The following is a 21008-nucleotide window of genomic DNA, read 5'->3' on the forward strand; positions in this document are numbered from 1 at the left end:
TTTCTTCGCATGCCATTGCGACTATCATTATCCGACTTTGTTTTTGGCTAAAGTTCTCTGGCAGTGCGCAACAAATGCCAGCAGAGCCAATCACTTGAGCGCATTCCAGCCTCATCTGCGGTCAAAAAAAGCCAGTCAGCGAAACTGACTGGCTTTATATATTCCAACTCATTTAATGGTTACAGCAACCATTAGCCAGCATTCCGTCCTAACTCATCAAGCTTAGCAAATTGCTCATCGCTTAGGGTCACATTCGCTGCGCTCACATTCTGCTCAAGATGAGCTACTTTTGAGGTCCCAGGGATCGGCAACATTACGGGTGAACGTTTTAACAACCATGCGAGAGCAACTTGGCTGGGAGAAACCTGCTGCTCTTTAGCAATGTCAGTTAATAACGAACTACTTGCCGCGAGGTCGCCTTGATCCAGTGGCGCCCAGGGGATAAAGCCAATCCCTTGCTGCTGACAATAATCAAGCACGGCTTCATGTTTACGATCCACAAAGTTATAACGGTTTTGCACCGTCGCCACCGGGAAATATTTCTGTGCAAGTTGAATATCTTCAACGCCGACTTCACTTAACCCGACATAGCGAATAAGCCCTTCGTCCAACATCGATTTAATCGCGTCGAACTGTTCATCTTTCTTCACTTTCGGATCGATACGATGTAATTGCCAGAGATCAAGTTGCTCAACCGCTAAGTTGCGAAGACTTTTGTGAACTTGTTGCAACAGATATTCAGGCCGGCCAACGGGGATCCACTGATTTGCGCCGGTGCGAGTTAACCCACCTTTAGTGGCAATAACCAATCCAGAATAGGGGTGAAGTGCTTTGTGGATCAACCATTCAGAAATATCCGGACCATAGGCATCGGCCGTATCAATGAAATTAATATTAAGTTCGGGGATCCGTTGTAATGTGCGTAACGCTTCATCCGGATCAGCTGGCTCCCCCCAAACACCGTCACCGGTAATGCGCATGGCCCCATAGCCAAGGCGGTTAATTGAAAGCTCGCCGCCAAGTTTAAACGTACCTGATAAGCTTGCATCTGGCTGTGCCATAAATCCTCCGTTTATACCGACTCAGCGATTCTAAAAAACCATTTAGAACGCTCATCGATCAACAGTAATGTGTATCATGAAAATACTCTTTAATAACCTGCCGACAATTACGTCTAAGTACAAGAGGAAAATTGTAAATTCTATCCGTCTGCGCATATGCGCTCGGTTAAGCTGATTGTTGCAACGGCAGCGCAATTTCGCGACAGCGCTGTTTCAGGCATTTTTTTAACGCCAGTGTTGATCGCGATTGCGGCATATCAGCACGGCTTAAAAACATCACCTCAAAAGGCAAAGAATCTGCAATGGGGACAACCTGCAAGCGGTGTTCATAGCAACGTGCGGTAAATAAATCCACCACCCCCACACCACCGCCGGCAAGCACCATATCAGCAATCACCGAGTAGGTTTTGATCTGCATTGCCCCCGTACTGGAGAGTTGTTGGTTTTTCAGTGCCCGATGCAACACTTTGCCCAGCGGATCATTACTTTGCATCATAACCAGCCCTTGCTGGTATAGCCAAGCCAGCGAAACAATCCGCGGGGCTTTCATCGATAGTGGTAACACGGCCACCATATTTGATTGGAACAGCGGTTCGGCTAGTAAATTGGCAGGCACATGCTGACCAAAGGCAAGGACAAAATCGACTTCGTTCTCTAATACCAAATTACAAAGCGTTGCAAAATGTTCTGTCATCAACTCAATCTGCAATCCAGAATGCTGACGATTAAAATCGACAATCGTCGGAGCGACCACCATCTGGCCGAAAGCATGTGCTGCACCAACATGGATCACTCTTGCACCGCTATCACTCATTCTACGGGTTAGTTCACTGATATCTCGAAGCTTGTGATAGACCTCTTCGACATGGGGTAATAATTGCCTACCAGCCAAGGTGACATGCAGTCCTTTAGCGGTTCGCTCAAATAAACGAAAACCCAATTGTTGCTCCGTATGGCTGAGAATACGGCTCACATTGGGTTGTGAAACGTTCAACAATCTAGCCGCACCACTGATCGATCCGGCCTGATAAATGGCTTGAAAAACCTCTATCTGTCGTAACCTCATTGCCTCTCCCAACATCCAATTTTATGCAGAGCCTTTCAAAATAGTTGCAAGGATTACGCCTTGACCAACAGTTAAGTTCAACTTTTGCCAACAACAGAGGTTAATGTCTAACCAACTCCTTTTAATGAAAGATTAATCTGTTCACTTAGCCATTGACAGAATATTGCACGGTTTCCACAAAATGACTGCTCACTCAGCAGATAATAAGCACTGTTATCTTTAGCAAAGCCATACGGTGCATCTAATTGACTATTGGCGAGCTCATCCTGAACCATCAAAAAAGAGGCCATCGCCACCCCAAGAGCGGCCACCGCGGCCTGAACAGACAGATAAAAGTGCTCATACGACTTATGCTCAAACTTTAGATGTTGGCCGCTTAGCTGCTGCCACTCGGCCCAAGCATTAGGCCGGGTGGCCGTATCTAACAAAATTGTATCAGGAGCCGTCATTGACAGCTTGGGACTGCTGACCGGCCCCATATATTCGTCACAAAGTTTGTGTTGATACAGATGTGTTGGCCACTGAAAATCATTCCGCCTAAGCGCTAGCATTGCCCCACTTTGACGCCAATCGATGGGCCCACCCGAGGCCACTAGCTGCACATTAATCTGTGGATATTTTTCTTTAAAATCGCCCAACCGTGGGATAAGCCATTTCATCGCAATGGTTGGTTCACATGAGACCACCAGTGACTGAGCTTGCTGCTCTGCGGTTAACTGCTCCAATTGCTTTTCAAGCTGCGAGAAGACGCTGTGGCAGGTTTGAGCCAGCTGCTGGCCTTGCTCCGTTAAAAAAACGGCCCGATTACGCCGCTCAAACAGCTGGATCCCTAACTGATTTTCTAACAGCGCGATCTGTCGGCTCACCGCACCATGGGTAACATGGAGGGATTCACCCGCCTGAACAAAGCTGCCGGTCTTCGCTGCAACGGTAAAGTAATGCAACGCCTTAAGTGATGGAAGAGACATAATAAGTTACAAATTCTCACAGATATCAGTGACCATAAATCGCTTTTATCTAATTAGCAACCCACTAATATAGCTCTCTCATAGCTATGAATTGAAGAATGCAGCGCTACCATTTTGAGTCAAAAAATTAAACTAATGACAAAAAGGAAGATGTGATGAATGAAATGCTTGCAATGATGACGATTACCATTGTAGCGGTCATCAGCCCCGGCCCAGATTTTGCCATGATTACGCGAACCAGCTATGCCAACGGGCGCAGAACCGGCTTATTGGCGGCTTTGGGGATCGCCTGTGGGGTACAGGTTCATGTATTTTATACGCTTTTTGGCGTGACATTGCTCAGCACGCACGCCCCTTTACTAATGAATGTCATGCAATATATTGGGGCAGCATATCTTATTTATCTGGGGATCAGCGCACTCTTGCACCACCCATCGTCCCAACCGACTCAATCGGTTACCAACGTCAGCGGCTTTGCGGCGTTTAAAATGGGCTTTCTAACCAATGCACTCAACCCCAAAACGATGCTCTTTGTCATCGCCACATTTACACAGGTTATGAGCGCACACAGCTCAATCTGGCACGGCTTAGGTTATGGTTTGTTTATGTCATTTGCCCATTGGCTATGGTTTTCGCTGGTCGCACTGTTTTTTACCGCCCAGACCATTCGCTTGCGAATTCTTAGCCATCAGCTGATCGCCGATCGTATCATGGCAGTGGTATTGATAGGCCTCGGGATGTTGCTGGCAGTCAGCCATCTAAACATCACCAGCACTTAATTTCCCCAAGTTGCTTTGAGCACTCGCAACCAGTTTTTGTGGGCAATTTTATTAAGTAATGAGGCATCATAACCGCGTTTTTCGAGGGCGGTGAAAATTTTCGGCAGCCCGGTGACATCACCAAATCGATCCGGAGTTGGACAACCATCAAAATCAGAGCCCAAACTGACACAGTCTTCGCCGACATGCTCAAGCAGATATTCGATATGGCGAACTTGTTGTTCTTCACCTTCATCTGGATTAACTTGACCATTTGTTGCTAAAAACTGAGCACCAAAGTTCACTCCGACAACTCCATGGCTGTCTCGAATAGCGTGTAACTGATCGTCGGTCAAATTACGTGACTGTGCACATAAGGCATGAGCATTACTATGACTGGCAACCAATGGCGCTTCAGCTAATTCTGCCGTTTGCCAAAACCCGCGCGCATCCATATGCGACAGATCCACCAAAATCCCTTTACGATAGCACGACTTAATTAACGCCAAACCACTTTGATTCAAGCCTGTGCCAGTATCCGGTGATCCAGGAAAACGAAACTTAACCCCATCCCCGAAGCGAGTCGGCCGACTCCAAACCGGGCCTAAACTACGCAATCCTGCTGCATGTAGCACATCGAGCAGACACAGTGACTGATCAATCGCCTCGGAGCCTTCCATATGAATCACAGCCGCAACCTGGCGACTGGCCATTGCCTGCTGAATGTCCACCACGCTGCGACAAATTTTTAACTGCTGTGGACAGGCTTCTTCGATGCGTAACAACATCGACAGCACATTAAAAATGTACGCTTGCGACTGACACAATGCCGGGATTTCAAACTGGGATAAGACCGGGCTATCCTGCCAAGGTGCAGTCGTTTTACGTTCGCCATCGATCGGCTCAGAAGGGACCCACAGCGCAAATAAACCGCCAATAAAGCCGCCGCGCTGCATTCGCGGCCAATCCAAATGGCCGTCATCCGTACCATTTAAAAAGGCCTGAGCCGGATCACTGCGATAATTTTTCCATAACCGATGAAGTAGATCATTATGGCCATCGAAAACTCGATATCTGGGGGGATGAGTCATTGCTCTGTCTCCCGGTAGATGCCAACGCGAGGCTCATCACCAACATAACCAAAGCCTCGATACATGCCTTCACTATTAAAGATCAAGGCGATATTGCCTTTGGCATCGACCCCCACCATACCGCCACTGCCAGCAATTTTGGGCAATTTCTCCATCACCACCGTATTCATCGCCTCATTGAGCGACGCGCCAGTATAGGCCATCAGGGCGGACACATCATAAGCTGCCACCATTTTCATAAAAGCTTCGCCAGTGCCAGTGGAAGAGATAGCAACCGTGGCATCATTGGCGTAACAGCCCGCACCAATAATAGGGGAATCGCCAATTCGTCCCACCATTTTATTGGTCATACCACCGGTTGAGGTCGCAGCGGCTAAATGACCGTGTACATCGATAGCGACAGCCCCCACTGTGCCATATTTTTTATCCGGGTCGAGCGGATCCCCGGGTTGGTCTGCATCTAACGCTTGAGCATCATGATCCAGTAGCACCTGAGCACTTTGCGAGACTCGTTTTAACTGCGCTAAACGAGTTGCCGTTGAGAAAAAATCTGGATCGACCATTTCGAGGTTTTGGGCTTTGGCAAACGCTTCTGCACCTTTGCCGGTTAACAGCACATGCTCACTGTTTTCCATCACGCTACGAGCCGCTAAAATTGGATTCCGGATTTTTGCCACTGCACATACGGCGCCGCTATTTAGTGTTGCGCCGTCCATCATACAAGCATCCAGCTCATGCGTTTGCTCATGGGTAAAGACCGCCCCATAACCGGCATTAAACAGCGGATTTTCTTCAAGCTGGCGCACCGCTTCGCTCACGGCATCCAGTGCACTGCCACCCGCGGCCAAAATCTCCTGACCAGCCTTCACGATGGCTTTGAGCGACTGGCGATAATTATTTTCTAATTCTTGGTCCATCGCAGAACGCGTTAAGGCACCTGCGCCGCCATGGATCACAATAACAGGCTGGATCATTACAACTCCTTAATTACCCCTGAGTACTGGCCAGATATGAGAAGGCACTGAGCAAACTAATGATTTCACGCATGGTTGAGCCGGTGTATGTGACCGTGCGTGCATCTAACTGTTCAACCTGCGGGATCAACGCAAAGATATCGGCCAGCACCGGTTTAGTCGCCGTGAGTTCCAGCTGGTACGGCGCCTCAATGCGTGTTGTTCGGGCGGTTGATGCTTGCTGCATTGCCAGCAAGGCCTGCTGACGAATCAGTTTTTGCGCGGCTTTTGGACTCAGTGATTCGGCCGCCGTGGTTGAAATAGCCCGTTTCACACAAGCATAGTGCGCACTTGGGTAATACTGCTCAACCCATTTGCCAAATAAATGGTCACCACTAACCAGCCACAACGGTGTTTGATATTCACAAGCTGCGGCAGCATAAATATCGACTTCGGCCATCGCTTCGCCATTAATACGCACACTAAAAAAGGAACGCCCATTGATGGTATGTGCCAAAACGCCTTTTTGCCCAACTCCGCTGTGATAACCAATGCAAAACAGACCATCATAATGGCTATGTTCAATGCCTTCGACCATCGACAATGGCCGCGGCTTACTCTGTACTAGGCGAGCTCGCCCATCGATATAAGCTGATCGCAGATTGGTCATTGAACCGTGGCTATCGGCAACCACCACTTCGCTGGCACCGCCGGCAAAGGCCCCGTCAATCGCAGCATTGACTTCTTCTTCCATCAGCGAACGAGCTAACTCATATTCACCATTGCCCTGAGAACATTGTTGAGGGCTAACGACACCGGCAATCCCTTCGATATCAGCTGAGATAAAAATTTTCATAACTAGTCATTTCCTCCCTCGCCACCACTACACAATGGTGGTGGCTAAATAATCCAGAACATCGCTTAGCGCCATGCGGGTATGATTGCGAAAGCCCGTCACAGGACGGGCCTGTAAAAGCGCATCCAGAACCGCAAATTCGCAGCCTTCAGCAGCAGCACAGAGCAGCTCTTCAAGATGGCTATCATCGAGATCATGGGCGGCTTCATGCGCTGTTGAGAACGCCACCGCGATATCCCCCGAACCATGTCCCCAATAACTACCAAGCCGGCCTAATCCTGCCCCTGAGCGTTTAGCCACTCGTCTGAGTTGACGAGAGCTTAACGGCGCATCGGTGGCCATCACGATGATAATTGAGCCGGCATCTCGCTGAGCAGCAACCTCAGTGAGTGCCGTTTCGACCCACTCACCAATAGCCAAACCCTCTAAATGCAAGGCCTGCAAACGGCCAAAGTTAGCCAACACTAAGACGCCAAGCGTGGCATCAAGCTCAGGAATATAACGAGAACTAGTACCGATGCCACCTTTTAGCCCAAAACAGCTCATCCCTCGCCCAGCACCCACGCTGCCACGCGCAAAATCACTTTGCGCGCTGGTAATGGCATCGACCGCCATCGATTCGGTTAACGCAAACGCTTGCTGGTCGTTTAAAAAGCCATCGTTACACTCTAAAACCAGCGGATTGACAGTTGCCAGTTCGCGTCCCACTTCGGGGTTTTGCGAAATGCTGTAGCGCACAACTCCCGTATATAAGCGGCCCACTGAAAAGGTATTGCTCAGTACGATAGGGGTTTGCAAAATACCCAGTTCATCCAGTTGCGTCAGGCCGATAGGTTTGGCAAAACCATTTAATACCGCCGCGCCAGCGCGCAGTGGTTTGACAAACAGATTGTCATCATTAGGCACAATAGCGCTGACACCGGTCTGAATATCACCTTCGTTTAAGGTGACATGCCCAACTTTCACACCATGGACATCACTGATGCGGTTCGTAGGGCCAGGTTGCAATTGGGGATACCCTATCGTGCGCTGGGTTTGCCAGCGCTCGAGCATGCTTTTCAGCCGCGTTTGGATTGCGTGTTCCAGTGCCATTCATTTTCCTTACAACCTGTCGCTATAACGACCTACAAGTTAATTCTTCAGTTTGGGATCCAGCGTATCGCGAAGGGCATCACCCAGCAGGTTAAACGCCAATACCGTGACAAAAATAGCAATCCCTGGGAACAAGCTGATATGCCAGACACCAGCCATCATACTACTGCGCCCCATTGCTAGAATATTGCCCCACTCAGGAACATCTGGTTCTGGACCCAAACCAATAAAGCTTAAGCTCGCTGCGGTCAGAATACTGGTCCCGATACGCATAGTGAAAAAGACAATCACATTGGAGAGCGTGCCCGGCAGGATATGTCGCAGCAAGATCAATCGATCTCGCGCACCGGCGCAACGCACCGCTTCAACATAAGCGGCCTGTTTCAATGATAACGTTGAGGCACGCACAATTCGCGCAAAAACAGGGACACTGAACACCGCTACCGCGACGATTACGTTATTAAGCCCCGGCCCTAAGATGGCAACTACAGCAATCGCTAGTAACATCCCAGGAAAGGCAAACAAAACATCGGCGCCACGCATAATCAGCATATCGAGCCAGCCACCGTAATAGCCCGCGAACAGTCCTAATAAAATGCCCAGAACCATGCCAAGTGTGACCGAGAAAAAGCCAACATATAATGAGATACGAGCACCGAAAATAATCCGGCTGAACAGATCGCGTCCCAGTTCATCGGTCCCCATCAGATGATGCCAACTGGGCGGTGCCGATAGTGCGGTCCAATCGGACTGCATCGGATTATAAGGTGCCAACCATGGGGCAAATACTGCCACCAGCACCAGTAACAGGATAAAACCACCAGAGCCAACCGCCACAGGATTTGTGATAATTCGACGCCAGAATTCCCGCCATGGAGAGCGAATATCACCTTGATGATTAATTTCGATTAACGAATCCATAAAGCGCTCCTACTTCAGGCGAATGGCAGGGTTGATCACTGCATAAAGCAGGTCGACCAGCAGGTTAATAACAATAAACTCCAACACAAACAGCATGACTAACGCTTGAATCACCGGTTGGTCCTGGGTCTGAATGGACTGAATCAAAAGCCATCCTAGCCCCGGCCAGCTAAAGACACTTTCGACAACGATTGATCCCCCCAATAAGAAGCCAAACTGCAGCCCCAGCATAGTAACCACCGGGATCAGGGCGTTACGCATGATATGTTTCCAAGTCACCAGTTTTTCACGCAGCCCTTTCGATTTGGCCGTGCGCACATAATCTTCTTGGGCAACTTCTAAAAAAGCTGAGCGGGTAAAGCGAGCCATCACAGCCGCAACCGATGCGCCCAGCGTAAATGCGGGAAGCACAATATCACTAGGCTTGTTAAAGCCACTCACAGAAAAAATGCCAAACGGCATAGCGACAAATTGGATCAACAACAATCCTAGCCAAAATGGCGGAAGCGAAATGCCTCCGATAGCAATACTCATCAGTGTCCAATCTTGCCATTTCCCCCGCTTCAGTGCTGAGAAAACCCCCACCAGCAAGCCCAGAATGACCGACCAAAGAAATCCAGCAACGGCCAGATACAGAGTTGGCATAAAACTTTCGCCAACCACTTTGCTGACACTCTGTTGAGTCCGATAAGTAATCCCTAAATTGCCTTGAACTAAACCGCTTAACCAATGCCAGTACTGCATTGGCAGCGATTGGTTTAAGCCCAGATGAACCCGAGCAGCCTCAATGGCTGCTTGGGTTGCATCCGGCCCGGCATAGATCCGTGCAGGATCACCGGGCAATAGCTTGATAAAGCCAAAGACCAACAGGGAGACCACCAGTAACACCGGGATCATTTCTAGGATACGGCGGATCACGTAAGTTAACATCAGGCTCTCCCTCGAGACTTATTTGAACTGCGCTTGATCAAACAACAACGTACCGTCAGCTAGCATCGAAACGCCAGTTAAGTCTTTCTGTCGCCCAACTAAGTTATCCGGTGATCCCAAGAAGACGATTGGAGCATTTTTCCAAATCAGCTTCTGAGCACGGGCATAGGCTTTGGCTCGAACTTTCGGATTGGCCGTTGCCAAACCATCGGTAATAGCCTGATCCACTTTTTTGTTGGAGAAATAAGAGACGTTATACGCCCTTGGCACCCAAGAGTCGGTTGAAAACAGTGGCCGCAATGCCCAATCCGCATCACCGGTTGAAGGTGACCAACCACCGTAATACAAATCATATTGTGCTTTTTTCGGATCGCGAACGCTCCACAGTTTGGCATCACGAGTTCCCGAGTCCATAGGCACAACGGTCACCTGAACACCGACTTGAGCCAGCTGCTGTTTGAAGAACTGCGCGCAACGAACGGCCGTGGTGGCATTGGAAACCCAGAGGTTAAGTTTCAAGCCATTGCCATAACCTGCTTCTTTTAAGAGCTTTTTAGCTTTGGCTGGATTGTAGCTATATTTTGGGTCGGTTTGTTTAACAAAGAATTGCACCCCCGGCGCAATCACTGACTCAGCAGGTACGCCCATGCCAGCAAAACCAACTTTTAACCACAATTTACGGTTAATCGCATAGTTCAGCGCCTGACGGACTTTTAAGTTAGCCAGCGGTTTATGCTGAGTGTTCAGCGCCAAGTAATACATGTAGATACTGGGATCTCGTTGAACCGCCAGCTTGGGATCATTTTTGACGGTATTCACCAAATCTGCAGGCAGCGGATAAATCGCATTCACCTGACCTGATTTCAGCGCTGCAACTCGTGTTGAATCTTCTGGAGCTGGGTAGAAAGTAACACTATCCACTTTCGGCCAACCTTTTTGCCAATAGTGGTCATTCTTAGTCAGCTTCACATCTTTACCGGGTTGCCACTGTACAAATTTAAATGGACCCGTGCCAACAGGGTGTTTGCGTAATTGCGCTTCGGTTGGGTATTTTTTCAGTACTGCGGGGCTCCACATTACCGCAGATGGATGAGCCAAAGTGTTAATAAACGCACCAAAAGATTTGCTTAAATCCACTTTTACGGTGTAATTGTTAATCACCGTAACTGACTTCACCAGTTTAAACAGACTATTCCGTTTAAGCCCTAAGCTCTGATCGGCTAAACGATCTAGGTTCGCTTTAACCGCAGCCGCATTAAAGGGGGTTCCGTCTTGAAAGTTCACGCCATGACGCAAGTGAATCACAAATTCAGTCGCATTCTTATTGCTGGTGTAGCTAGTAGCCAGTTTTGGAATCAATTTCATGTTGGCATCGAACTGAAACAATCGCTCGAAAATACCACTTTGAACCGAATAACTGACATTGTCTGAGGTATCTTGCGGGTCTAGACCCGTGATATCCGCATACATCGAAATTTTAAGACTTTGGGCATAAGCACATCCCATTCCCAAGCTTAATGCCAGCGCAAGAGCTGCGCGGCGGTAGTGTTTGCATTGCATGAGTCTCTCCTCAACTTCCTGTTTTTATTGTGTATTTCAAAACTCTCTTGCTTTATTCATCCATCGCAACCCAATGTTGTTCGCTAACCTTGCGATAACGCAGCCGAGTCACCTCTTCACCCACCGCTTTCATAGGCGATGGCCGCAGCTCATCCCCATCAAAGTGGCGGCCGTCACGGCGGCTCGGATCAGCAATCGGCACACTCGCTAACAAGCGTTTAGTATAGGCATGCGTTGGATGATTAAAGATGGCATTGCGTGAGCCAAATTCGACAATTTGACCTAAATACATCACCGCGACGCGGTTCGCAATTCGTTCCACCACGGCCATATCATGGGAAATAAATATCCACGAGACACCCGTTTGCTGCTGCAAGTCCATCATCAAATTAATCACCTGTGCCTGAATCGATACATCGAGCGCCGAAACGGCTTCATCAGCAATAATGACTTTGGGCTTGAGCGCCATCGCCCGAGCGATAGCAATTCGTTGGCGTTGCCCACCAGAGAATTCATGTGGATAACGCCGGGCATGTTCCGGCTGCAGACCCACACTGATGAGCAACTTCTCCACAATAGGCGTGGCTTGTTTAAGATTTTTCGCCAAACCATGAATGAGCAGCGGTTCAGCAATGGTAAATCCTACCGTTAAACGTGGATTTAATGAGGCGTATGGGTCTTGGAAAACCATCTGTAACTCACGACGCAGCGGTTTAAAGTTGCGATCTTTTAGTAGAGAAATCTCTTTTCCCTGAAAATGAATCGACTCACTTTGGTTTTCCACAAGCCGCAACAATGCCCGGCCCGTAGTTGATTTACCACAGCCTGACTCGCCAACAATCGCTAAAGTCTCTCCCGGGTAGACATTAAAATCAATCTGCTCCACGGCATGCACTTCGTGGGTGACACGACTCATGATCCCGGAACTGATTGGGTAGTAAACTTTCAACCCTCGGACATCTAGTAACGGTTTCGCAGAATAATCGGCGGTACGCTGCTCACTTAACTGCACCCCCGGTTCATCTTCTCCGACGATGGCAAATCGTTTTGGCCATTCAGAGTGGCCCATATCGCCTAGCCTTGGCACCGCCGCCAACAACGACTGTGTGTAGGGATGCTGCGGCGCTTTAAAGATCTGTTCAACGCTGCCCGTCTCAACCACCTTGCCGCGTAACATCACCACAACGCGATCAGCGATTTCTGCCACAACACCCATATCATGGGTAATAAACATGACCGCCATTTGCCGCTCTTTTTGCAGATCCCGGAGGATCTGCAAGATCCGCGCTTGCACGGTCACATCAAGCGCAGTGGTCGGTTCATCCGCGATAAGCATCTGTGGGTCGCAAGTCAGTGCCAGAGCAATCATCACTCTTTGACGCATACCACCTGAAAGCGACTGCGGGTAACTGTGCATCACCCGTTCCACATCACTAATATGAACCTTCTCGAGCAATCTCATCGCTTTTTGCCATGCCTCATCACGCGAACAAAGGTGATGGTCATTCAATGCTTCGGTTAACTGATCACCGATCTTTAGCACCGGGTTGAGCGAGGTCATGGGTTCTTGAAAGATCATCGCCAACGACTGACCACGAAGCTTGCGCTGCGAGGAGCCATCGATAGTGGTCAAGTCATAACAGTTGGTCTCGTCGGGTTTATACAGAGCCTGACCTTTTTCAATCACCGCGTTATCGCTTAACAATCCCATTAACGAGAGCGAGGTAACCGATTTTCCCGACCCACTTTCCCCGACAACAGCAACCACTTCGCCGCGATGGATATCAAAGCTCACCCCATCTAATGCGCGATTTAAGCCGTCGCGACTTTGAAAGCCAATGGTTAAATCAGATATCTGTAATAAAGGCGAATCAGTCATATCACTCCTTGATAACATATTATTGCAACTCAATTTGACCGCGGTGATAACAAAGGTAGGGGGCACTATCGGCAGCCAGCCAAAGCGGGCCATCTAAGTCCACAAACTCGGCTTGTAAGGCCACTGGCAAAGCAGCTTCCATCGCCATTGATGAACCTAACATACATCCGACCATGACTCGCATTTGGCAGGCTTTGGCAACTTCAACCATCTTCAGGGCCTCAGTCAACCCGCCACATTTATCTAGCTTGATATTGACCATATCGTAGCGATCTGACAACTTTTTAATATCCTCGCTAGTGTGACAGCTTTCGTCAGCACAGACTGGCAGCGGATGGTCAAATAGCGCCAGCAATTTATCTGCTTCGGCAGGTAGCGGCTGCTCAACCATCTCGATTCCATATTCACTCAATTGCGCGAGGATATCCGGCAATGCCAATGATGCCCATGCTTCATTGGCATCAATAATCAGCTGCGCATTGGGCGCGTTTTGGCAAATCGCAGCAACTTTTTCAATCACTTGCTCGGCATCAAGTTTGATCTTGAGTAACTTGGCACCACTAGCAACGGCTTCAGCAGCACTTTGGGCCATCGCGGCAACGCTATCCAAGCCTAAAGTTTGGGCGGTGATGAGCGAATTGCGGATGGGAATGCTGGCATATTCACAAAGAGAACGACCTTGTTGCGCTGCATCCAATCGCCACAGTGCACAATCAAGCACATTGCGGGCTGAACCATGGGGCAATATCTGTTGCAATTGTTCACGGCTAAGACCTTCGGCAATTAACGGGCGCACAGACTCAAGTTGTTCGACAACACTTGCACAACTTTGCTGATAATGGGCTGTCGGAGTACATTCGCCCCAACCAACAAAGCCATTTTCCTCAATACTCACCCGCACCACTTCGGTGGCATTGCGTGTCCCGCGGGAGATAGCAAATGGGCGAGCAAGCGGCAGCCGCAATGCATCGATTTCAACCTGACGCATGCCTATCCTCCGTGCACTTTTAAAAACTGCGCGATCTCAGCAATGCCATAACGCACCGGATCGGTTGCTGGAACACCAAATTCTTGGCTAATCTCACTTAAATAGCGATGTGCCTGCTCGTCTGAGTATTGCGAAGTATTCACCGCAATCCCAGCCAACTCAGTATGAGCATTGGTCACCTTAGCAACACGCAGGTTTTCTTTAATGCAATCGGCCAAACTCACTAATGGATGGTGCGGCAAATGACGCGTATGAGGGCGCCCCATTTCATGACACATCACCAGATAATCAGGCTGCGAGCCGTGCAACAAGCCCAGACTCACGCCCGCATATGACGGGTGAAACAGCGATCCTTGTCCTTCAATAATATCCCAGTGATCATCACTGTTTTCAGGTGAGATCAGTTCTGCTGCGCCGGAGATAAAATCTGATACGACCGCATCAATAGAGATCCCCGTCCCAGCGACTAAAATGCCCGTCTGGCCCGTTGCACGAAACTGCGCATTCATGTTCAGTTCTAACATCGCCGCTTCCAGCGCCAACGAGGTGTACATTTTGCCAACCGCGCAGTCGGTCCCTACGGTCAAAACTCGTTTACCCGCGCGAGGTTTACCGTTCCCCACTTTGAGTTTTTCCTGAGTATGACGGACATCAAACAGCTTCACTTGATGTGTTTTTGCCAGTTCAGTGAGCTCAACATTATCGTTGAGTCGCTCATGTAAACCACTGGCGACATTCATCCCTGAGCGAATCGCCTGACGAATCGTCTCGAGCCAATGTTCAGGCAAAAAACCACCAGCGTTCGCCGTGCCCAATACCAGTGTTTTCGCGCCCTTCTCACAGGCTTGTTCAATCGTTAGATCATCCAAGCCAAGTGTTACGCCGGTAGTCGCAATACGCAATTGCCCGACACATTGCTGTGGACGCCATGCATGAATTCCGCGTGCTGTTTTTGCGGCCAGAGGGTCCGTCACATCACCTAAAAAAAGAAGGTAAGGTTGTGGTATGTCCATATCCATCCTAGTTCTATTCAAATGTTAAAGATTGATTACATTCCAATATCCACACCTACACCTAACTTGGCGAATACTTATATATTGCAGGGGTATAACCTTAGGTTATAGTCATGATCAGTTTATTCCGCATAAATAATGGCGCAAACATGACTCATCACCAGAGCGCTCAAATCAGATAGGACAGCTTTTTCAAATTAGCCGGTTGTGAACCATTGCTTAGGGACCACGACAAACTCGGGGCACCTCCCTCGCGGGTCATTAAAGAGCAGATTCCACAACGGATACGATTGGGGCGACGTTGTCAGCCTGAAAAAATCCAAGCGGGCAAACAGTCTCAGGCGGATAGATGTACAATAAATCGTCTTGTTAGCGATCCAAGAGGCTTCCCTATGTCGGAAATGTCCATGAGAAACGGTGACGATAAGCGTTGAATCGCTTTATGATTATGTTCGAAGTAAGGCTTACAGATTATATGTCATTCGACTGTTACACAGCATGATTGACGAGCTCATTATCTATTTTTATATATAGCATATACAAAACGATAGACACTCTATGTCTATACAACTATTTCCACATTATTTTCATAGTCCTGAATTGGAGAACAAATAATTTTGTCTAATGTTTCAATGGTTTTAAATGTACATGAACACATTATATTTTGACACTGATAATAAGATTCCTTAGTTGTTTTCGTTAAATAACGACTCGTTCTAATATGAGCTGGTTTATTACATATTGGACAACGCATCATAATCATTCCCACCTAACATCAATAAATTATGTTTAAATTTAGAGGCGACATGTTCTATTTAGATCTTTGGGTGATAATTTATAATAATAATTATAAAAATACATAATAAGTAGCGAACCTGAAAAATCTACTATTATTTAATCTATCATTTTCTACACAACAAACTATTTTCATTGTTGTTTCATTTATTAAAGAACATTTTTGATTATATTTAATAACTTATTTATGTTTTTATTAAACCTCCTTAAACACGACCTAATAAAGAAGGTTTATTATGACATTACAAGATAAAGTTATGACAACAGCTTGGTCTCGAGCAGACGCACTCAAAGTTCACGCTGATGACCCAACAACAACTCAGCCAGAGGTTTCTATTTCATTTCCAACCATGGATGAAAATCTATTTATTTGGGATACCTTACCTTTAAGAACATTGGATGGCAGTATCGTTTCTGTGGATGGCTGGTCCGTTATCTTTACATTGACGGCAATCAAAGACCCAGAAACATATAAAAATGCAGATGGCAGTTATGACATCACCACTGACTGGGAAAATCGCCATGGCCGTGCCCGAATCTACTATTGGTATGCCAAAGATAGTAAGAACTGGATATTGGGGGGACGGGTGATGCGTGAAGGCGTATCACCAACAACCCGAGAATGGGCTGGTACCCCCATTTTATTAAACGACCAAGGAGACATTGAACTTTACTATACCTGTGTCACCCCCGGGGCCACGATTGCTAAAGTCAGAGGGAAAATCACCACAACAGAGAATGCAGTCGAACTCTCAGAATTTGATCACGTCACTGAGCTATTTTCTGCCGACGGTTTCTACTACCAGACCGAAGAACAAAACCAATTTTGGAATTTCAGGGATCCAAGCCCTTTCATTGACCCGAAAGATGGCCGGCTATATATGGTCTTTGAAGGGAATGTCGCCGGTAATCGAGGCTCCCATGAAATTACTACAACCGATATGGGGGATGTACCTCCAGGTTATAGTGATGTGGGTGGTGCTCGATATCAAGCTGGATGCATTGGTTTAGCTGTAGCCACCGACACTGACGGCAATAACTGGCAACTTCTTCCGCCACTGATTACAGCAGTTGGGGTCAATGACCAGACTGAACGGCCGCATTTTGTCTTTAAAGATGGGAAATATTACCTATTTACCATTAGCCACAAATACACTTATGCAGATGGTCTGACGGGACCAGATGGGGTATATGGTTTCGTTAGTGATTCGTTATTCGGCCCTTATCAACCATTAAATGGCTCAGGTTTGGTTTTGGGTAATCCATCATCTCAACCATTCCAAACTTATTCACATTGCGTTATGCCCAATGGCTTGGTGACATCATTTATTGATAGTGTGCCATCCACAAGTGACGATGATTATGATGGTGATTATCGTATTGGCGGAACAGAAGCGCCAACGGTACAAATTAAGCTTGAAGGGAATCAAACCTTTATGGTGAAAGAATTCGATTATGGATTTATTCCACCGATGAAAAATATTGTCTTGCAATAATGATAGCAAAGTGGTGCTTTTGCACCACTTTATTTAAAAAGGTAAAAAATGGATATCAATACTCTTTATAGCTTTTTTAAAGGTTTATTAAAAGGTGACTCAATTCTGTTTAGCCTTTTTATTTCTATCTTTATGGCTGCCCTTAGAATTATATATTCAGGAGGGAGTTTCCTTGAAATAATCTTAGAGGGAATGTTATGTGGTTGTCTAACTTTAATAGCTGTATCACTCATCAATTTTATGGGTGTTTCTAGTCATCTCACTGTTTCTATTGGTGGTTTTATTGGCTTTATGGGCGTCAAAAAAATCAACTACTGGATTAACAAAATTATATCAAAGAATTTACCCTAAAATCATAATACAAATGCAACTCTTCAATACCATACATTGCCAATGTTGGCTAAGTTAACCATTAAATGACAACCATATACCTCGCGCCACAGATAAATAAAGATAAACAAGGTACAGTGTAAAATACAGCTATAAAACCAACCAGAGACTAAAATCTAAAAAATCCGATATCAAAGGCAGATATCGGATTTAGTCGTCACTAACCAGCATTAAACAAATTCTGCGGGTTCATCCATTGCTTTACAGTTTAAACTGACTAACCTGCTCATGCAGACGCTGTGCAATCTCATTCAATTGGCGCACCTGAGTCGAGTTATTGTCAGAATTTTGTTGCAGCTGCTCTGAAACATCCGAAATTTGCTGAGTATTGCGCGAAATTTCCTCCGTCACAGCCCGCTGCTCTTCAGCAGCACTCGAGATTTGCGTTGACATGTCACTAATTTCAGTGATTGAACGTGTTATTTTATCTAACTCTTCTTTGGCTTTATTCGCCTCTTCAACGCTAAGCTGTGCCTGTTGCTGACTCTGTTCCATGGTTGCAACTGTTTCGCGGGTATTTTCCGCCAACCGAGACAGCATAGTATGAATTTCCTCCGTCGACTCAGCGGTACGTTGTGCCAAATGGCGCACTTCATCCGCAACCACGGCGAATCCACGACCATGCTCACCGGCTCGAGCCGATTCAATCGCAGCATTCAGAGCCAATAGGTTGGTCTGTTCAGCGATACTTTGAATCGTGGTTAAAATACTGGCAATCTCTTTGCTATCTTGTTCGAGTTGTTGAACACCTTGGGCCGTCGTTTCCAGATGATGCGCCAATGCCGTAATCTGTTCCTGATTATTTTCAATCACCGCACGCCCCTGCATGCTCGCCTCAGAGGAGAACTGAGCAGCAGCAGCGGTTTGTTCAGCATTCGCCGCAACTTCACTGGCGGTGGCACTCATTTCGTTGATAGCCGTGGCGACCTGTGACACTTCCTGCTGCTGATTCGCTAACTGTTGGCTGGTTTGACTCGCACCTTGGGCACTAATATGGGCATTCTCATAAAGAGCTTCGGTATCACGACGCACCGCGAGTAACATTTGATGCAGTCGCTCCAGAAAAATATCAACACTTTGAGAGAGTTGACCAATTTCATCGCTACGGACAAAATCGAGCCGTTGGGTTAGGTCTGCATCCCCCTGTCGCCCCAATTCATCCATCGCAATTTGTAGTCGTTTGAGTGGTAAAAAGGCCCGGGCAATTGCAAAATATAACAGGACAACCACCAGTACAAAGCCAACCAGAATACAGATCACCGTATAAAAAGAGGTCTGGTTGAAATTGGCCAAAGCCGCCTTTTTATTAAAACTAAGCGCCAGATACCATTGCGTATGCGGAACCGGCGTAAAACTAACAAGGCTTTCCACTCCATCAACGTTTGCATCGATTAGCTGATGCTGTTGCAATGAATCCAGATTAAGCTTGGGGCTTAGTTCATTCAGCTCTTTAAGCTCCCATTTTGCTTTGGGATAGACCAAGATTTTACCATTGTGCCCCACCAAAAATGCCTGCATATTTTCATTGGAAAGAGCTTTAAGTTGGGCAACCATTTTATCCAGTGATAAATCCACGCCATACACCCCATCGGGGACGCTTTGCAAGAGGCTCATCACCAATGCATGGGTTCCCTTATCAAGGTACGGTGCTGATTTATAAAGACCCAATTTTTTTGCTTGCTGATACCAAGGACGATCCCTGGGATCATAGCCATCAGGGAGTTTATAACTGGTGTCACCGGTAATAAATTGCCCCTGAGAGGTACCTAGGTAGGTCAAGCTTAACCCGCCGGCTTGCTGTGCCTGCAGCAGACGACTTGGCAGGTTATCATCTTGTTTAAGTTTGCTGATTGTTTTTAAGACTGTAACTTTACTCTCTAACCACTCGCCCAGTTGTCCTGCGGTGGTATTGCCCAGTTCGTTGGCACGCAACCGAACATTTGCCATGGCATTATCGCTTAGTAAGCGATGCTGTACACCATACAATCCGGCAGCTAAAAGCAGTAAAGCTAAAAAAACCGTTAAGGTAAGTTTTTGTTTAATAGTCATACGACTTCCTCCACTTCAACAAACATCAATGGAGGCTGTAAAGAGCACTGATCCATCATTGAGATTGTCTACTTTCCTTAGTTGAAGACCACTGATCACAAACAACGATACAGAGCATTTAATCATGCCAGGATTAATCTAATGTGATCGCATCAACCTTGCGCTAAGCAGGGCGTTGACTCGATTGAGTCTACGGGAAGAAAATATTTTTTAAAACTTATTTATATAGGGAGCCAGCAAGTTCATACAAATGGCTTAATCCCTTTAGCGAGGCGGATCAATACGCCCCTGCAGTGAGTTATTCAACCGATACCACCCAGCAATCGAATAACGATCTCGCATCGCCGGTAACACTTCATGAGGAAACTCTTCGCTGAGAAAAACGGCAATGGTTCCCATCGTTGGTAATATTTGAGTCCCAATGAGGTCATCTTGATTGCGATACAGCACCATCTGCCCCCCATCTTCTTTTTGCCAGTTTTGGTTCAGATACGTGACGACGGTTAACACTCGATTCGATTGCCCATGAAAAGCATCAAAATGGCGTTTGTAAAAATCTCCGCGAGCATAATGGGCATAATGACTTTCAAATGAGAATAACCCTAAGAATAATCGCCGATTCAAATAGTTCTGTAGCTGTGCGGTCCAATCCAACCAGCAGCGCCCAGTCGCAGTTGAACCATCGATCCAGCAAATTTCATCACGGCGAATAAACTGATTCTGCTGGAACTCATCTTTGCGGCCCACACCAGCACGAATAAATTCCTGCTCATGTAATTTTGTCACTTGCTCATAGAGCGCTTCGCTCATGTGCTGCGGCAATGCTTGTAGTTGAATACTATAACCCTGTTCCAATAGATCACTGGCGATTTTGGCAAATAAGCTTTGCGAATCATCGTGTGAAAAGTCGAGATTGGATAAATGAATGGCACCCATAGGTATTAGTCCTTATGACTAGGTGCTCTTAAGGGCATGCCTTTAAGAGTAAGGTTATATAATTTTACTCGGTTTGCCCCACTCAAAATGAGCCATGAATCTACACACCACTGTCTTTAAAAGAGCCAACCGATACACATATTCTACCCTGCCATCGGGCGATGACTTTATATATTTGTTCATGTGAAGAGGCAACAAAATTATTT

General features: G+C 47.1%; 19 protein-coding genes. 3 read left to right on the forward strand and 16 right to left on the reverse strand.

The window, feature by feature from the left end; genetic code table 11:
• Window positions 1-191: 191 nt before the first annotated feature.
• From EV690_RS18030 to EV690_RS18040, 3 genes are all read right to left on the reverse strand, one after another.
• Window positions 192-1061: an aldo/keto reductase gene (locus EV690_RS18030; protein WP_131914420.1), complete on the reverse strand. Its 870-nt coding sequence runs from the start codon at window positions 1059-1061 to the stop codon at window positions 192-194.
• 166 nt (window positions 1062-1227) lie between these two features.
• Window positions 1228-2127 (reverse strand): LysR family transcriptional regulator, encoded by a 900-nt coding sequence (locus EV690_RS18035; protein WP_131914421.1) that lies wholly within the window; start codon window positions 2125-2127, stop codon window positions 1228-1230.
• Window positions 2128-2234: 107 nt separating this feature from the next.
• Window positions 2235-3095 (reverse strand): LysR family transcriptional regulator, encoded by an 861-nt coding sequence (locus EV690_RS18040; protein WP_131914422.1) that lies wholly within the window; start codon window positions 3093-3095, stop codon window positions 2235-2237.
• 155 nt (window positions 3096-3250) lie between these two features.
• Here EV690_RS18040 and EV690_RS18045 point away from each other — a divergent pair, with 155 nt between their 5' ends.
• Window positions 3251-3874, forward strand: a complete 624-nt coding sequence (locus EV690_RS18045) for a LysE family translocator (protein WP_131914423.1) — start codon at window positions 3251-3253, stop codon at window positions 3872-3874.
• Here the strand turns inward: EV690_RS18045 and EV690_RS18050 are convergent.
• The 11 genes from EV690_RS18050 to EV690_RS18100 form a co-directional block, all read right to left on the reverse strand.
• Window positions 3871-4944, reverse strand: a complete 1074-nt coding sequence (locus EV690_RS18050; protein WP_131914424.1) for a dipeptidase — start codon at window positions 4942-4944, stop codon at window positions 3871-3873. The two genes, EV690_RS18045 and EV690_RS18050, sit on opposite strands and share 4 nt — an antisense overlap.
• On the reverse strand, window positions 4941-5918 hold the full coding sequence (locus EV690_RS18055; protein WP_131914425.1) for an isoaspartyl peptidase/L-asparaginase family protein: 978 nt from the start codon (window positions 5916-5918) through the stop codon (window positions 4941-4943). Before EV690_RS18055 ends, EV690_RS18050 begins: the two co-directional genes overlap by 4 nt.
• A 13-nt stretch (window positions 5919-5931) precedes the next feature.
• Window positions 5932-6753: a M55 family metallopeptidase gene (locus EV690_RS18060; RefSeq protein WP_131914426.1), complete on the reverse strand. Its 822-nt coding sequence runs from the start codon at window positions 6751-6753 to the stop codon at window positions 5932-5934.
• Between the two features lie 27 nt (window positions 6754-6780).
• Window positions 6781-7845 carry a DmpA family aminopeptidase gene (locus tag EV690_RS18065; RefSeq protein ID WP_131914427.1) on the reverse strand — a complete coding sequence of 355 codons (1065 nt, stop codon included), beginning with the start codon at window positions 7843-7845 and terminating at the stop codon, window positions 6781-6783.
• Window positions 7846-7884: 39 nt separating this feature from the next.
• Window positions 7885-8766, reverse strand: coding sequence for an ABC transporter permease subunit (locus EV690_RS18070; protein ID WP_131914428.1), 882 nt, complete (start codon window positions 8764-8766; stop codon window positions 7885-7887).
• Window positions 8767-8775: 9 nt separating this feature from the next.
• Window positions 8776-9696 (reverse strand): ABC transporter permease, encoded by a 921-nt coding sequence (locus EV690_RS18075; protein ID WP_131914429.1) that lies wholly within the window; start codon window positions 9694-9696, stop codon window positions 8776-8778.
• A gap of 18 nt (window positions 9697-9714) precedes the next feature.
• Window positions 9715-11256 carry a glutathione ABC transporter substrate-binding protein gene (locus EV690_RS18080; RefSeq protein WP_131914430.1) on the reverse strand — a complete coding sequence of 514 codons (1542 nt, stop codon included), beginning with the start codon at window positions 11254-11256 and terminating at the stop codon, window positions 9715-9717.
• 52 nt (window positions 11257-11308) lie between these two features.
• A complete protein-coding gene (locus EV690_RS18085; RefSeq protein ID WP_224054963.1) occupies window positions 11309-13135 on the reverse strand; it encodes an ABC transporter ATP-binding protein in 1827 nt (608 codons plus the stop codon).
• Window positions 13136-13154: 19 nt separating this feature from the next.
• Window positions 13155-14123, reverse strand: coding sequence for an N-acetyl-D-Glu racemase DgcA (gene dgcA, locus EV690_RS18090; protein ID WP_131914432.1), 969 nt, complete (start codon window positions 14121-14123; stop codon window positions 13155-13157).
• Between the two features lie 2 nt (window positions 14124-14125).
• Window positions 14126-15136: an N-acetyltransferase DgcN gene (gene dgcN / locus EV690_RS18095; protein WP_131914433.1), complete on the reverse strand. Its 1011-nt coding sequence runs from the start codon at window positions 15134-15136 to the stop codon at window positions 14126-14128.
• 562 nt (window positions 15137-15698) lie between these two features.
• Window positions 15699-15899, reverse strand: coding sequence for an ogr/Delta-like zinc finger family protein (locus EV690_RS18100; RefSeq protein ID WP_325063396.1), 201 nt, complete (start codon window positions 15897-15899; stop codon window positions 15699-15701).
• Between the two features lie 268 nt (window positions 15900-16167).
• Here EV690_RS18100 and EV690_RS18105 point away from each other — a divergent pair, with 268 nt between their 5' ends.
• Both EV690_RS18105 and EV690_RS18110 read left to right on the forward strand, forming a co-directional pair.
• Entirely contained in the window at window positions 16168-17427 is a 1260-nt protein-coding gene (locus EV690_RS18105) for a glycoside hydrolase family 68 protein (RefSeq protein WP_131914435.1), read from the forward strand.
• Window positions 17428-17475: 48 nt separating this feature from the next.
• A complete protein-coding gene (locus EV690_RS18110) occupies window positions 17476-17778 on the forward strand; it encodes a phage holin, lambda family (protein WP_131914436.1) in 303 nt (100 codons plus the stop codon).
• A 240-nt stretch (window positions 17779-18018) separates the two neighbouring features.
• On the opposite strand, the gene EV690_RS18115 is transcribed toward EV690_RS18110, so the two are convergent.
• A complete protein-coding gene (locus EV690_RS18115) occupies window positions 18019-19866 on the reverse strand; it encodes a methyl-accepting chemotaxis protein (RefSeq protein WP_131914437.1) in 1848 nt (615 codons plus the stop codon).
• A gap of 264 nt (window positions 19867-20130) precedes the next feature.
• A complete protein-coding gene (locus EV690_RS18120) occupies window positions 20131-20802 on the reverse strand; it encodes a 2OG-Fe(II) oxygenase (protein WP_131914438.1) in 672 nt (223 codons plus the stop codon).
• Between the last annotated feature and the right edge of the window lie 206 nt (window positions 20803-21008).

Source organism: Celerinatantimonas diazotrophica (assembly GCF_004339545.1).
Lineage (GTDB): Bacteria > Pseudomonadota > Gammaproteobacteria > Enterobacterales > Celerinatantimonadaceae > Celerinatantimonas > Celerinatantimonas diazotrophica.